Origin of the sequence: Pseudoalteromonas sp. c7(2019) (assembly GCF_011378625.1) — a bacterium.
In the GTDB taxonomy this organism is placed as follows: domain Bacteria; phylum Pseudomonadota; class Gammaproteobacteria; order Enterobacterales; family Alteromonadaceae; genus Pseudoalteromonas; species Pseudoalteromonas arctica.
In genome coordinates, this window is sequence record NZ_WTKS01000010.1 from 186,767 (window position 1) to 201,003 (window position 14,237).

Consider the following 14,237-nt stretch of genomic DNA (forward strand, 5'->3'; position numbering starts at 1 on the left):
TTAAACGCTGCAGATTTTGCCCAAAATACTCCAATAAGTAAAGGCGCAGGGGCTATATTTGCAAATTAAATAGCCACCCACTCATCATTGAGCTGTTTTTGAGCAGGTAAAAACTGAGTTTTGTACTTCATTTTGTCGCATTCATCAATTTGATAGCCCAAGTACACGTATTGCTTATTTTGCTCTTTAGCAAACTTTAGCTGCTCTAATATCATCACAGAGCCTAAACTATAGTGTTCAAAGTCGGGATCAAAAAAGGTATAAATTGCAGAAATAGCGCTATTCATACAATCAGTTACGGCAACCGCGACTAAAGTATCTTGGTGCCACAGTTCAATAAATGTGATCTTGAGCCAACTACAAAGCAAAAAACTTTGAAACTGTTCTTTTTCAGGAGGATACATACTTCCATCCTGATGGCGCATCGTTATGTACTTGCTATAAAGTGGATAGTACTCAGGTCGCTCTTGCGTTGAATATTTTACCTCAAACTGTGTTTTTGCTTTGTTTAGTTTACGTTTTTGCGATTTTGAGGGCATAAAGTCTTGTGCTAATACACGTACAGAACTACATGCGCTGCATATTGGGCAGTGTGGACGGTATATTTGGTTACCACTGCGACGAAATCCCAAGCCTAATAATGACTCAAATTTATCGGTGCTGTAGCAACTGGGATCAAGAATAACTAAAAGTTGCTCTTGTCTGTTGGGTAAATAACTACAGTCAAACTCTTGGGTTAAACCAACACGTGCAGGAAGTTGCTCATTCATAGATTGCGTCAAGTTCTTGTGGCTCCCACATAATAGGGTTAACAGTATAGTTATGTGCAGCTTTTAGTTTAGTCAAAAATGTGGAACGGGGGATTACTTTTGCACCTAGGGTCATTAAATAAGGGTTTTCTAACTGGCAATCAATAAAATGTGCATTATGGCGTTTAAGCCAATTTACCAGTGCCCACATAGCAAGCTTGGAGCAATTGGTTTTATGATGAAACATCGACTCGCCACAAAAAACACCATTTTGCATAATGCCGTATAAGCCACCTGCAAGCTCTCCGTTACTCCACACCTCTAAACTATGTGCAATGCCAGCATTGTGTGCATTAACGTAAGCGTCGAGCATGTCAGAGGTGATCCAAGTGCCATCGGTATCAAGGCGTTGATCGCGACAGGCTTCTATCACCTCTTCAAAGGCATTATTAATGGTTACTCTTACAGGGTGCTTTTTTAAATGCTTACGCAGGCTCTTACTTATATGAAAATCATTAAGCTCAAAAATGCCTCGCTCGCTGGGAGACCACCACATAATAGGCTCATCTTCACTAAACCAAGGGAATACTCCGCTTTTGTAGGCATTACTTAGGCGAGGTAAACTCAAATCTCCGCCAATTGCTAACAAGCCATCAGGGGATTCTAATGCGTATTCCGGATTGGGGAATGCTATATCGTTTTCGCTTAATTGGTATAGCTGATTTCTCATACAGTACTTATTTTATAATTGATCTTAAAAGTGTAACTATATTTTAGGCATAAAAAAAGGGCTGAATAATCAGCCCTATAATAATTTATTTAATTGCTTATAAATTATCTAAGAAACGCTCTGCATCAAGGGCAGCCATACAGCCTGTACCCGCAGATGTGATTGCTTGACGGTAAATGTGGTCTGACACATCACCTGCAGCAAAAACGCCTTCTACGCTTGTTTGAGTTGCGTTGCCGTGAAGACCAGACTCTACAACTAAGTAGCCATCTTTCATTTCTAGTTGACCAACAAACATATCAGTATTTGGCTTGTGGCCAATAGCAATAAATACGCCTGCTAAATCTAGCTCTTCAGTTGCATCAGAGTGTGCATCTTTAATACGAACGCCGGTTACGCCCATTTGGTCGCCTAATACTTCGTCCAGCGTGCGGTTGTAATGCATTACAACGTTACCGTTAGCTGCTTTTTCAGCAAGGCGGTCAGCAAGTATTTTTTCACTGCGGAAACTGTCACGACGATGAATAACATGTACTTCGTCAGCAATGTTAGATAAGTAAAGCGCTTCTTCAACCGCTGTATTACCACCACCAACAACCGCTACTTTTTGACCTTTATAGAAAAAGCCGTCACACGTAGCACATGCCGAAACACCACGGCCTTGGAAGTTAGTTTCAGACTCTAGGCCTAAGTATTTAGCAGAAGCACCCGTTGCAATGATTAATGCATCACATGTGTAAGTACCTTGGTCGCCAGTTAGTGTGAAAGGGCGCTTAGATACATCTACTTTATTGATGTGATCGAATATGATTTCAGTTTCAAAGCGCTCAGCGTGCTCTTTCATACGATCCATTAACGCAGGACCTGTTAAACCGTGTGCATCACCAGGCCAGTTTTCAACTTCAGTTGTGGTTGTTAATTGGCCACCTTGTTGAATGCCTGTAATTAAAACAGGGTTTAAATTTGCACGTGCTGCATATACTGCGGCAGTATAACCAGCTGGGCCAGAGCCTAAAATTAGTAGCTTACAATGTTTTGCTTCAGTCATTATTTTTTCCTAAACGTTTAATACGGTCTTTAATGCGCTCGATTCTAAGAAAAACAAGGCAGATGTAAACAAAATCCGCGATTATTTTTTTTATCAAATCGAAAAGCTGTGCAGTATTGTGTACTAGAGTTATGTGCTTTTACAGTTAAAATGCCTAAGTAGCTCAATAAATAGACTAACAGGCAACAAAACAGCGTTATTTCATGACCCCTTTGATTTTTTTTGTTATGTTTTACCTAATTTTATTTGTCACTGATAGATTATGTGACCTAAGCAAATAGGCAACTATGTTATTTTGGCAGGAAAAACCCGCATTCGGGTTGACTTCAAAAGACGTTAACGTCTTAACCAATGCGCAAGATTACCGAACGCAATTGCTACGCTTGATAGCGAACGCAAAAAAACGAATTTATATTACTGCGTTGTATTTACAAGATGACGAAGCAGGTCGCGAAATTTTAGAAGCGCTGCATCGTGTGTCATTAGCAAACCCGGCACTTGAGGTAAAAGTGCTGGTGGATTTTCATCGTGCGCAACGTGGATTAATTGGCGCTGATAAATCAGACGGCAACGCAAGTTTATACTGTGACGATTTAGAAAAGTTTAAATCGAACGTACAAGTTTATGGCGTACCTGTAAAAGCTAAAGAATTGTTTGGCGTATTGCATTTAAAAGGTTTTGTAATTGACGACACCTTACTTTACAGCGGCGCAAGTTTAAATAACGTGTATTTGCAGCATAACGAACGCTACAGACTCGATCGCTACTTTTTGATAACGCAGAGCGAACTGTGTGACTCAGTGGTTGATTTTATTGAGACAAAGCTACTTAGTTCAGTGGCTGTGCCACGTATAGACACGCGACCGCTTAAGCGTTTGCACGACTTTAAGCTTGATCAAAAGCAGTTAATGCGCGATTTAAAAGTCGCAAGTTATAACGCAGCAGAGCAGCTAAATACGCAAGCATTAGGTATTCGCTTGTTTTTAGGACTCGGGCGTCGTAATAACGAGTTAAATCGTTTAATAAAAGCGTTATTTGATACAACAGAGCAAGAGCTTGTGTTGTATACGCCATACTTTAATTTTCCGGCACCGCTTATGCGATCACTGCGCCGATTATTAAAGCAAGGCAAGCAAGTGACTATTGTTGTAGGCGATAAAACAGCAAATGATTTTTATTTACCGCCAAGCGAGCCGTTTAGTAAAATAGGGGCATTACCTTATTTATACGAAACTATTTTGCATAAATTTGTAAAAACGCAAAAGCGCCATATCGATAACGGTAATTTAAATGTGTATCTGTGGAAAGATGAAAGCAATTCGTTTCATTTAAAAGGTATTTGTTCAGATAGAACAAAACATTTACTGAGCGGGCATAACTTAAATCCACGTGCATGGGGTCTTGATATCGAAAACGGTATTTTAATAGAAGATCCAGAGCAAACAATTATGGATGCTATTGATAACGAAAAGCAGGAAATTTTACAACACTGCCGACGTTTAACAGGCCCAGATGATTTAGAAACGATGGATGATTACCCACAGCCAGTTAAAAAACTCCTTGGCCAAGCTAAGCGCGTAAAAGTAGATTTTATAATTAAGCGTTTTATCTAAACTAGTTTATCTAAATAAATTTATATAAATCTGAAATTTAAATACAAAAAAAGCAGCTAATTAGCTGCTTTTTTTATGGTTGTAGTTAGGTAGCTACATACTTAATACCAATCTAACTACGAAACGCTAAATTATGCGTTTTCTACCGCTGTGCGTGGGTCAACATATTCCATGTTGAACGCTTCTGCTACTTCTTTATAAGTTACTTGGCCTTTAATTACGTTTAAGCCTTTTAAGAAGTGAGCGTCATCTAGTAACGCCTTTTTATAACCTTTGTTTGCAAGGTTAATGATGAAAGGCAATGTTGCATTGTTAAGTGCAAACGTAGATGTGCGTGGAACAGCACCTGGCATGTTAGCAACACAGTAGTGAACAACTTCATCAACGATGAAAGTAGGATCAGCATGCGTAGTTGCTTTAGAAGTAGCAATACAGCCACCTTGGTCGATTGCAACGTCAACAATTGCAGAACCAGGTTTCATTGCTTTAATGTGCTCAGCCGTTACTAGTTTAGGTGCAGCTGCACCTGGGATTAGTACGCCACCAATTACTAAATCAGCTTCTAGTACGTGTTTTTCTAGAGCATCAGCAGTTGAGTAAATAGCTTTAACTTTATTACCAAATTGCGCGTCTAGTGCACGTAATACGTCGATGTTACGGTCAAGAACGACAACTTCAGCACCAAGGCCAACAGCCATTTGCGCTGCACTACGACCAACCATGCCGCCGCCAATGATAACAACTTTAGCCGCTTCAACGCCTGGTACGCCACCTAGTAGCATGCCACGACCGTGGTTAGATTTTTCTAGCGCTTGTGCACCAGCTTGAATAGACATACGACCAGCAACTTCGCTCATAGGAGCAAGAAGCGGTAAACCACCGCGAGAGTCAGTTACAGTTTCGTATGCAATACAAATAGCTTTGCTTTTTACAAGGTCTTCAGTTTGTGGAAGATCAGGTGCAAGGTGTAAGTAAGTGAAAAGAATTTGGTCTTCACGTAACATTGCACGTTCAACAGCTTGTGGCTCTTTTACTTTTACAATCATGTCTGCTTTAGCGAAAACGTCAGCAGCAGTTGCTAAAATTTCAGCACCCGCTAGCGTGTAATCTTCGTTAGTAAAACCAATACCCATGCCTGCATCAGTTTCTACAATCACTTGATGACCGTGGTTTACTAATTCACGAACACTCGCAGGAACCATACCTACACGGTATTCATGGTTTTTAATTTCTTTAGGAACACCAATAATCATATCATTTGCCTTATTAAGAACGGATTAACATTTTTCACTATTATATTCATCATAAGCCCGTGTGTCTCACCTTTTTTAAAGTCAAATCTAGTGTTATCATCTATATAACAAAAATAAACAGCATAAAAAACTAGTTGGCACTATGCATCAGTTATTAGATAGAATTGACCGTAAAATTTTAATGGAATTACAGCACGATGGACGCCTTTCAAATGTTGAACTGGCCAGACGAGTTGGTCTAAGCGCCACGCCCTGTCTGGAGCGAGTGAAAAAGCTAGAACGAGAAGGCTACATACTTGGCTATAAAGCAGTGGTCGATCCAGCTAAGCTTGGGCAAGGTTTATCGGTGTATGTAGAAGTAACAATTACTAAAACATCTCCCGACGTATTTGATGAGTTTAGTGCGGCCGTTAAAAAGCACGAAGAAATTATCGAATGTCATTTAGTATCGGGTAATTTTGATTTTTTACTTAAAACGCGCGTAAATGATATGTCAGAATACCGTGGTGTATTAGGTGACATATTATTAAAATTGCCTAATGTTAGTGAAAGCCGAACTTATGTAGTAATGGAAGAAGTAAAAGGTGAAGAAGGCGTAATTATTCGTCCTTATATTACTTAAGGTTATTTATATTAGCTGCGTCATTTGCTTATATAAGCTCAAATTATAAAAACTTGTTCATAATCAGGCCATCAAGGTTAAGATAAAGTGCAACAAATTGCATTTCCTGCTAAGGTATTTCACTGCTAAGTAAGTGTGAATAAAAATAGAATAATAAAGAGGAATAGGGAACTATGCGCCTAAACGGTGTGCAAAGACTATTAGAAACAGGGCTGATTATCAGCACCTTTACGGCAATATTTATTTTATGTGCCTTGATCAGCTTTGATCCAGCAGATGCTGCATGGTCGCAAACTAGTTTTAGCGAAGTAAGCAATATCACAGGAGCAGCCGGTGCATGGATAGCCGACATTTTATTACTCACCTTTGGTTGGTTGGCTTACTTAGTGCCAGCGGCCATTCAGCTATTTGGCTACTTGCTATTTAAACAACCTCACCGCATTTTACAGCTTGATTACACCACCTTAGCGCTGCGTGTTATTGGTTTTGCTTTATTTATTACCTCAGCTACCGCTATTAGTAGTATCAATTTTGACGATATTTATAACTTTTCCTCTGGTGGGGTAGTGGGCGATGTTATTGCATCAGCCATGATGCCTGCGTTTAACTTTACCGGTACATCTATATTATTGCTGTGTTTCTTTTTTGCCGGGCTTACCTTATTAACAGGTGTATCGTGGGTTGATTTTGTAGATTACCTTGGCGATTTAATGGTTAGGTTTTACCGCTTTATTGTATCGTACGCAAAAGGTTGGATGCACCGAGAACACGCTGCGGGCAAAGCAAATAATCACGATGAAGAAGACGCCCATTTTGAAGACGATATAAAAGAGCAAATAGAGCTGTCTACATCAGCTAAAAAAGCAGATAAACAAAAAGCAATTAATAAACCGCAAACGCCATTTAGCGAGCCACAAATTAGTGACGATTTTATGCCGTTTGACGAGCTTGACGACATACTCGATCAAGAAATTGGCTTTAGCGCCATAGACGACGAACCAATGGACACGGCCGCTGCATTAAACGCGCTTGACCAAAGCCCAGTTGTAGAGCCAGAAAAACCAGTTACAACAGTGGTATCGCCAGCAAGACCAATGCCTAAATCAAAAGCGCAATATCAACCACCGCCAACGGCTAAAGAAAAGTTTGAGCAATTATTAACGCAAGAACCACCACCGGGGCCATTACCGTCGCTCGATTTACTCGACAGACCGGACAAAGCTAAAAACCCAATTTCGCAAGAAGAGCTCGATACAGTATCGCGCCTAGTAGAGACAAAACTACTCGACTTTAACGTACAGGCTAAAGTTGTAGCGGTATACCCAGGCCCTGTTGTTACACGCTTTGAGCTAGATTTAGCGCCAGGTATTAAGGTGTCTAAAATTACAGGTTTAGCAAAAGATTTAGCCCGTTCGCTTTCGGCAATTAGTGTGCGTGTTGTAGAAGTTATACCGGGTAAAACGTATGTTGGTATTGAGCTTCCTAATAAACACCGCGAAATAGTACGTTTGTCAGAAGTAATAAACGCGCCTAAATTTGAGCAAAATCCATCGCCACTTACCATGGTGCTAGGTAAAGACATTGCCGGTCAGCCTGTCTGTGCTGATTTAGGTAAAATGCCACACTTACTGGTGGCCGGTACAACCGGTTCAGGTAAATCAGTGGGCGTTAATGTCATGATAGTAAGCTTGTTGTACAAATCGGGTCCTGACGATGTACGTATGATTATGATTGACCCTAAAATGCTTGAGCTATCAGTATACGAAGGCATTCCGCATTTATTGTGTGAAGTAGTCACCGACATGAAAGAAGCCGCCAACGCACTGCGTTGGTGTGTGGGCGAAATGGAACGTCGTTATAAATTAATGTCAGCATTGGGAGTGCGTAACTTAAAAGGTTACAACCAAAAAGTGCTTGAAGCCAATGAAGCGGGTTATCCAATTCTTGACCCATTATTTAAAGACACCGATGGCATGAAAGAAGGCCCGGAAGAACTTGGTAAGTTACCAAGTATTGTTGTAGTAATTGACGAGTTTGCCGACATGATGATGATTGTTGGTAAAAAAGTAGAAGAGCTGATTGCCCGCATAGCCCAAAAAGCACGTGCGGCAGGTATTCATTTAATACTGGCAACGCAGCGCCCTTCGGTAGATGTAATAACCGGTTTAATTAAAGCAAATATACCAACACGTATGGCGTTTCAGGTATCAAGTAAAATAGACTCGCGCACGATACTTGACCAGCAAGGCGCAGAAAACTTACTGGGTATGGGCGATATGCTTTATTTACCACCAGGCACTAGTGTACCAGAGCGTGTACATGGCGCGTTTGTAGACGACCATGAAGTACACGCCGTAGTAAACGATTGGAAAGCGCGTGCTAAGCCAAATTACGTTGATGAAATACTCAATGGTGATGCCAGTGAAGATATTTTATTGCCAGGTGAAGCAAGCGAAAATGCAGACGAAGAGAACGATCCGTTATACGACGAAGCCGTGTCGTTTGTAATTGAAACCGGCAAGGTATCGGTATCGTCAGTGCAACGTAAACTGCGTGTTGGCTATAACCGCGCAGCACGTTTAGTCGAACAAATGGAAACATCGGGTATCGTGAGTTCACCAGGTCATAACGGCGCTCGCGATGTATTAGTACCTAATGGAGCAAATTAATGAAAAAATTTAACGCCTTATTATTAGTGTTAGGCAGCGTACTTGCCGCACCAAGCTTTGCTGATGACAGCCAAGCATTACAAGACAGACTTGCCACTTTAAAAAGCTTTAAAGCGCAGTTTGCACAAAAAGTAACAGACAAAGAAGGCCAAGCGGTTATGCAAGGCGAGGGCACAATAGCGCTTCAACAGCCTATGATGATTCGCTGGCAGCAAACAAATCCAGACGATACATTATTTGTATCAAACGGCGATAAAACCTATTACTTCGACAGCTTTGCTGAGCAAGTAACAATTATGAAAACCAGTAGTCTAATCGACTCAACACCATTTGTGCTACTTACATCAAAAGACCCAGCACAGTGGGAGAAATACAGCGTACTTGCAACAAATACAGGCTTTAGCGTAACGCCAAATAAAGGCGTAGAAAGCCAAGTAGAACAACTTGATATAGCGTTTGCGGGTAACGAGCAAGGCCTTGCTAAACTAGTCGTTACCGACAACTCAGGGCAGCTATCGTCATTTACGTTTAACAATGCCCAAGTTAATACGCCGCTTGATAAAAGCACTTTTGAATTTACGCCTCCTGAAGGTGTTGAAATAGACGATCAGAGTAACGGTGAGTAATTTAGGTTTTAACTTTGGGCCCGATGTACGGCCACTTGCTGCGCGTATGCGCCCCACAACGCTTGACGAGTACATTGGTCAGCAACACTTATTAAGTGCTGATAAACCACTGCATCAAGCCATTGTCGCGGGGCGATGCCATAGTTTAATTTTATGGGGCCCACCGGGTGTAGGTAAAACAACACTTGCGCAAATAATTGCCAACCATGCTGATGCCTCACTTATACAAATGTCGGCGGTAACCGCAGGCGTAAAAGATATACGTGACAGCGTAACGCAAGCGCGCGATAACCTAGAAAGCCGTGGCCAACGCACCCTTATGTTTGTTGACGAGGTTCATCGCTTTAATAAGTCTCAGCAAGATGCGTTTTTACCGCACATAGAAGACGGCACCTTTATATTTGTAGGTGCAACCACCGAAAACCCATCGTTTGCCCTTAATAACGCTATATTGTCGCGTGCACGCGTGTATGTTTTAAAATCGCTTGCCGATGCCGACTTATATACCGTAATAGAACGTGCACTTAAACAAGACGAGCAGCTAAGCCAAAAGCATATCACTATTGCCGACAACGCTAAAAAGGCACTGTGCCAAGCAAGTGGTGGCGATGCGCGCAAAGTACTTAACTTACTTGAACAAGCGGTTGATTTAACAACCGAGCAAAACGGTCAATACAACGTAGACGAGCACGTACTTAGCCAAGTGTTACCAACGCATTTAGCTAAATACGATAAAGGCGGCGATGAGTTTTACGATTTAATCTCAGCCTTTCATAAATCAGTACGTGGCAGCTCTCCTGATGGTGCACTGTATTGGTATTGCCGAATTTTAGCCGGTGGCGGTGACCCTCTATATGTTGCAAGGCGTTTACTTGCCATAGCTACAGAAGACATTGGTAACGCCGATCCGCGCGCAATGGAAGTCGCCCTAAATGCGTGGGATATATTTCAACGTGTTGGTCCAAGCGAAGGTGAGCGTGCAATTGCACAAGCCACATTGTATTTAGCCAGCGCACCTAAAAGTAATGCGGTGTATATGGCGTTTAATCAAGCCAAGCAGGATGCTCAAAACGAGCCAAGTTACCCAGTGCCAGAGCATTTACGTAATGCCCCAACTAATTTAATGAAAGACTTAGGGTATGGCGCTGAGTACCGTTATGCGCACAATGAAGAGGGCGCATTTGCCGCAGGTGAAAAATATTTACCACCAGAAATGGACGGTAAAGAATATTACTTACCGAGCGAGCGCGGACTTGAACAAAAAATCAAACAAAAACTCGATTACCTAAAAGAGCGCGATGCGCAAAGCCCACTTAAACGATACGAAAATGATTAAACTTTATATGATGATCGCCCTTGGCGGAGCCTCAGGTGCGTGTTTACGGTTTTTTATTAGCGAAAGCATGCTAAAACTCCTCGGTAGGGGATTCCCTTTTGGCACGTTGACGGTTAATATTCTGGGTTCATTGTTAATGGGCATTTTGTACGGTTTGATAGATAAAGAAATTATCACCGCAAGCCCCGCTAAAACCCTTATCGGTATTGGCTTTTTAGGTGCATTAACCACCTTTTCAACATTCTCAATGGACTCGTTGTTGTTATTACAACAAGGTCACTTTATTAAAATGGCCCTCAATATCATCTTAAACGTGATGGTGTGTATTTTTATGGCTTGGCTGGGCCTTCAGCTAGTAATGCAAAAAGGTTAAAAAACTAACATGTTAGATTCTAAATTTTTACGTCAAGACATCGAACAAACTGCAGCACGTTTAGCAGCTCGCGGTTACGAACTCGATGTCGCGACGGTAACGGCACTTGAAGAAAAACGCAAAACATTACAAGTAAAAACGCAAGAACTTCAAAGTCAACGTAATGCAAGCGCAAAAGCAATTGGTCAAGCCAAAGCTAAAGGCGAAGACGCACAGCCACTACTTGATGCAGTGGCTAACTTAGGCAGTGAGCTAGACGCCGCTAAAACAGAGCAAGATGAAGTATTAGCCGCAATTAACGACATTGCTTTAGCAATTCCAAACTTGCCAGACGAGTCGGTACCCGCAGGTAAAGACGAAGACGACAACGTTGAAATTTTAACGTGGGGCACACCTAAAAAATTCGATTTTGAAGTTAAAGACCATGTAGATGTAGGCCAAGACCTAAACGGCTTAGACTTTGAAATGGGCGTTAAAATTAGTGGCGCACGCTTTACTGTAATGCGCGGCCAAGTAGCGCGTATGCACCGTGCACTAACGCAATTTATGCTAGATACACATGCTGATAAAAACGGCTATACAGAAATGTATGTACCGTACTTAGTAAATAGTGCAAGCCTTTACGGCACGAGCCAACTACCTAAATTTGCGGGCGATTTATTCCACACATTAGGCCTTGTAAATGACGACGGCGAACAACAAGCCGGCTTTAGCTTAATTCCTACAGCTGAAGTACCGCTTACAAACAGCGCACGCGACGAAATTTACGATGAAAGCGATTTACCAATTCGCTTAGTTGCCCACACTCCGTGTTTCAGAAGTGAAGCAGGCAGCTATGGTCGCGATACACGTGGCTTAATTCGTCAACACCAGTTTGATAAAGTTGAACTCGTACAGCTTGTAAAACCAGAAGACTCAATGGCAACGCTTGAAGAGTTAACAGGGCACGCAGAGCAAATACTACAAGCACTTGACCTACCATACCGTAAAGTAATTTTATGTATGGGCGACATGGGCTTTGGCTCAGCTAAAACATACGATTTAGAAGTATGGTTACCTGCGCAAGACACATACCGTGAAATTTCGTCTTGTTCAAACATGGCTGACTTTCAGGCGCGTAGAATGCAAGCACGTTTTCGTCGTGAAGGTGTTAAAAAGCCAGAGTTACTACATACACTAAATGGTTCAGGCTTAGCCGTTGGCCGTACACTAGTAGCCATACTAGAAAACTACCAACAAGCCGATGGCACAGTAGTAGTACCAGAAGTATTACGCCCATACATGGGTGGACTTGAAGTAATTGGTAAACAATAAAAATCAAGTTTAAGTTAAGCAAGCTTTAAGCTTGTAAATCTTAAGACGAAAGCCGCTGTTTGCAATAAACAGCGGCTTTTTTGTTTTAGGTTAAAGGTAATAAGGTTCAGTTAATATGTAGGACGTGCTTTAGCGCGTTATAGTTCTTTAACAAAAATATGCACCTTTCTTTTTTATCAGTTTCTAGCGCTACATTTTACGAGTTTACTAAATGATTTAAACATAACTTCACTTGAGTATCTCCCATAGAGCCAGTACGTGTTGCATATTGTTAAAGCAGATATAGGCAGTTAACCAAAAAAGATAAGCTTCAATAATGCTCTTTGTGTAGTTTGTAACAATAGTTATTGCTATACATATGGCCTTTAATCGTGGTTAGAAAGAGAGATTTCATAAATAATATTCAACTTTCAAATACACTGTGTGTGAACAGTGTTTTGTCCAATAACATTATTAAAAGTCGTTTTGGTGTATTTTAACAGCGAGCATTTTATAACATACGTAATTACTTGTTTACATTAGAGTTATTTAGTGGAATTATTGAGCCATGTAATATACGCCGTTTTGGGGTGTTATAAACCCCCAAAGTGGTGTTCAATAAGCTGTTATGTTCTTTATGTGAATTATACTGCAACACTCTAATAGGGCGGGATTTTGGACAACATTTATTACTTGATATTAGGGTTAGTAGCTTTTTTTTCGATTCTATTCTTATTGCCGACTGAAGCAAAAAAGATAAAAAAACAGTTTAAGCGTGAAGTAACAGCGTTAACTGAAAGTATTGATGAAAGAATAGTTAGAATTCAGGGTAAAGCGGTTTTAATAGAAGAATTAACTTCTCCGATTTTTTTAAAGGAAGCTGCAGTAGTCGAAACCAAGTTTTACGAGATGTCAGAATATGCGAAACGTAATACTGGATTTAGTAGTAACAAAGGCGATTGGTCGTTAAAAAATTCGAAAAGCCAAAAAGTAAATTTCTTGCTGCAATGCGGAGGAGAATTCGCACTTATCGATGTCGAACATTGCAAATGGCTACTTACGAAAAATATCGAAACTGTAAACAACTATGGCGATATTGAAGAGTTCTTTTTTAATGGCAAATATAAATATATAGATCTTGCCCCTAGAGTTTTAAAGTTTATTTCGACGTTGGGCTTGAATGCCAAATATTACAAACACAGCATAGACGAAATCATTAAGTTAGACGAATGTGCAATTGAAAATGGCAATCATATTTCAGCCATTGGCAATTGCACATTACGTGATGTTAAGCATTACCCTGAGCTATTTAAATATTTACCAGAATACATAGACAAATTATATATAATTACTGGGACTGAAACAGAGCCAGTATACTTAACTGATGACTTTGGTATTTTATTTGGTTAGTGTCCTGTTGTTTAAAGAACATAACAAGCGCCTAAACTCCGACAATGTAAAGTTGTCATGTTTTTGGCAAACAACGCAAAAAGCCATGCCAACACATTGCGTGTTAGGCGGGCGTTAGCTGCCAAAGCAGAGTCCCGTGAGTAACTTAAAGTGCTGTAGTAAAAATGAACAACAAAATTAAAATAGTTTTCCTAATTATTTTCGCTCAGTTCTTATCTGGCTGTACTTCAATTGGAAGCTACATAATATCTAATCCTGATGTTTATCTATCAGAGGCAGAATTTATCAAAGCTAAACCCGAAGAAATTGGTTTCACAAAACATGAATTCTGTTCGCATATTTCAAAGGAGTGCATCCAATATCTGACAGCGCCTCCTTACCTCTCTGAAAACTTTCCAGTGGGTAGTTCTGTTTATTACAACCTTCACGCAGTAGGTAATGGAGTAGAGAAAACGATAACAGTGACATATATGGACGCTCCCTTGAAGTCAAGACGAGCTAATGTATAAACATCA

The 14,237-nt window shown here is 40.7% G+C and carries 13 protein-coding genes; 9 read left to right on the forward strand and 4 right to left on the reverse strand.

Annotated features, from left to right (window positions below; all coding sequences use genetic code 11):
- Nucleotides 1-65 precede the first annotated feature (65 nt).
- From GQR38_RS13015 to trxB, 3 genes are all read right to left on the reverse strand, one after another.
- Complete coding sequence (locus GQR38_RS13015) at nt 66-770, reverse strand: arginyltransferase (RefSeq protein WP_010552618.1); 705 nt, start codon at nt 768-770, stop codon at nt 66-68.
- Nucleotides 763-1,479 carry a leucyl/phenylalanyl-tRNA--protein transferase gene (gene aat, locus GQR38_RS13020; RefSeq protein WP_165721770.1) on the reverse strand — a complete coding sequence of 239 codons (717 nt, stop codon included), beginning with the start codon at nt 1,477-1,479 and terminating at the stop codon, nt 763-765. The genes GQR38_RS13015 and aat overlap by 8 nt, the downstream gene beginning before the upstream one ends.
- 97 nt (nt 1,480-1,576) lie before the next feature.
- Nucleotides 1,577-2,527: a thioredoxin-disulfide reductase gene (trxB, locus tag GQR38_RS13025; RefSeq protein WP_008168643.1), complete on the reverse strand. Its 951-nt coding sequence runs from the start codon at nt 2,525-2,527 to the stop codon at nt 1,577-1,579.
- Between the two features lie 287 nt (nt 2,528-2,814).
- Here trxB and pssA point away from each other — a divergent pair, with 287 nt between their 5' ends.
- Entirely contained in the window at nt 2,815-4,140 is a 1,326-nt protein-coding gene (pssA, locus tag GQR38_RS13030; RefSeq protein ID WP_101163084.1) for a CDP-diacylglycerol--serine O-phosphatidyltransferase, read from the forward strand.
- 131 nt (nt 4,141-4,271) lie between these two features.
- Here pssA and ald read toward each other — a convergent pair whose 3' ends face one another.
- Entirely contained in the window at nt 4,272-5,393 is a 1,122-nt protein-coding gene (ald, locus tag GQR38_RS13035; RefSeq protein WP_010552621.1) for an alanine dehydrogenase, read from the reverse strand.
- A gap of 142 nt (nt 5,394-5,535) precedes the next feature.
- Between ald and lrp the strand changes: the two genes are divergently transcribed.
- From lrp to GQR38_RS13075, 8 genes are all read left to right on the forward strand, one after another.
- Nucleotides 5,536-6,015 (forward strand): leucine-responsive transcriptional regulator Lrp, encoded by a 480-nt coding sequence (lrp, locus tag GQR38_RS13040; RefSeq protein ID WP_007582985.1) that lies wholly within the window; start codon nt 5,536-5,538, stop codon nt 6,013-6,015.
- Nucleotides 6,016-6,188: 173 nt separating this feature from the next.
- Nucleotides 6,189-8,684 (forward strand): DNA translocase FtsK 4TM domain-containing protein, encoded by a 2,496-nt coding sequence (locus GQR38_RS13045; RefSeq protein ID WP_165721769.1) that lies wholly within the window; start codon nt 6,189-6,191, stop codon nt 8,682-8,684.
- Nucleotides 8,684-9,310 (forward strand): outer membrane lipoprotein chaperone LolA, encoded by a 627-nt coding sequence (lolA, locus tag GQR38_RS13050; protein ID WP_007582981.1) that lies wholly within the window; start codon nt 8,684-8,686, stop codon nt 9,308-9,310. Before GQR38_RS13045 ends, lolA begins: the two co-directional genes overlap by 1 nt.
- Nucleotides 9,303-10,646, forward strand: a complete 1,344-nt coding sequence (locus GQR38_RS13055; RefSeq protein WP_165721768.1) for a replication-associated recombination protein A — start codon at nt 9,303-9,305, stop codon at nt 10,644-10,646. The genes lolA and GQR38_RS13055 overlap by 8 nt, the downstream gene beginning before the upstream one ends.
- Nucleotides 10,639-11,019 (forward strand): fluoride efflux transporter CrcB, encoded by a 381-nt coding sequence (gene crcB / locus GQR38_RS13060; protein WP_021032117.1) that lies wholly within the window; start codon nt 10,639-10,641, stop codon nt 11,017-11,019. The genes GQR38_RS13055 and crcB overlap by 8 nt, the downstream gene beginning before the upstream one ends.
- 9 nt (nt 11,020-11,028) lie before the next feature.
- Nucleotides 11,029-12,333, forward strand: a complete 1,305-nt coding sequence (gene serS, locus GQR38_RS13065; protein WP_096793228.1) for a serine--tRNA ligase — start codon at nt 11,029-11,031, stop codon at nt 12,331-12,333.
- Between the two features lie 654 nt (nt 12,334-12,987).
- Complete coding sequence (locus GQR38_RS13070) at nt 12,988-13,722, forward strand: hypothetical protein (protein ID WP_165721767.1); 735 nt, start codon at nt 12,988-12,990, stop codon at nt 13,720-13,722.
- 164 nt (nt 13,723-13,886) lie between these two features.
- Entirely contained in the window at nt 13,887-14,231 is a 345-nt protein-coding gene (locus tag GQR38_RS13075; RefSeq protein WP_165737982.1) for a hypothetical protein, read from the forward strand.
- Nucleotides 14,232-14,237: the final 6 nt, after the last annotated feature.

What these genes read in the sequence shown, in the direction of transcription:
- GQR38_RS13015 (WP_010552618.1), bottom strand. Translation starts at nt 770, where the DNA reads ATGAATGAGCAACTTCCTGCACGTGTTGGTTTAACCCAAGAGTTTGAC.
- aat (WP_165721770.1), bottom strand. Translation starts at nt 1,479, where the DNA reads ATGAGAAATCAGCTATACCAATTAAGCGAAAACGATATAGCATTCCCC.
- trxB (WP_008168643.1), bottom strand. Translation starts at nt 2,527, where the DNA reads ATGACTGAAGCAAAACATTGTAAGCTACTAATTTTAGGCTCTGGCCCA.
- pssA (WP_101163084.1), top strand. Translation starts at nt 2,815, where the DNA reads ATGTTATTTTGGCAGGAAAAACCCGCATTCGGGTTGACTTCAAAAGAC.
- ald (WP_010552621.1), bottom strand. Translation starts at nt 5,393, where the DNA reads ATGATTATTGGTGTTCCTAAAGAAATTAAAAACCATGAATACCGTGTA.
- lrp (WP_007582985.1), top strand. Translation starts at nt 5,536, where the DNA reads ATGCATCAGTTATTAGATAGAATTGACCGTAAAATTTTAATGGAATTA.
- GQR38_RS13045 (WP_165721769.1), top strand. Translation starts at nt 6,189, where the DNA reads ATGCGCCTAAACGGTGTGCAAAGACTATTAGAAACAGGGCTGATTATC.
- lolA (WP_007582981.1), top strand. Translation starts at nt 8,684, where the DNA reads ATGAAAAAATTTAACGCCTTATTATTAGTGTTAGGCAGCGTACTTGCC.
- crcB (WP_021032117.1), top strand. Translation starts at nt 10,639, where the DNA reads ATGATTAAACTTTATATGATGATCGCCCTTGGCGGAGCCTCAGGTGCG.
- serS (WP_096793228.1), top strand. Translation starts at nt 11,029, where the DNA reads ATGTTAGATTCTAAATTTTTACGTCAAGACATCGAACAAACTGCAGCA.
- GQR38_RS13075 (WP_165737982.1), top strand. Translation starts at nt 13,887, where the DNA reads ATGAACAACAAAATTAAAATAGTTTTCCTAATTATTTTCGCTCAGTTC.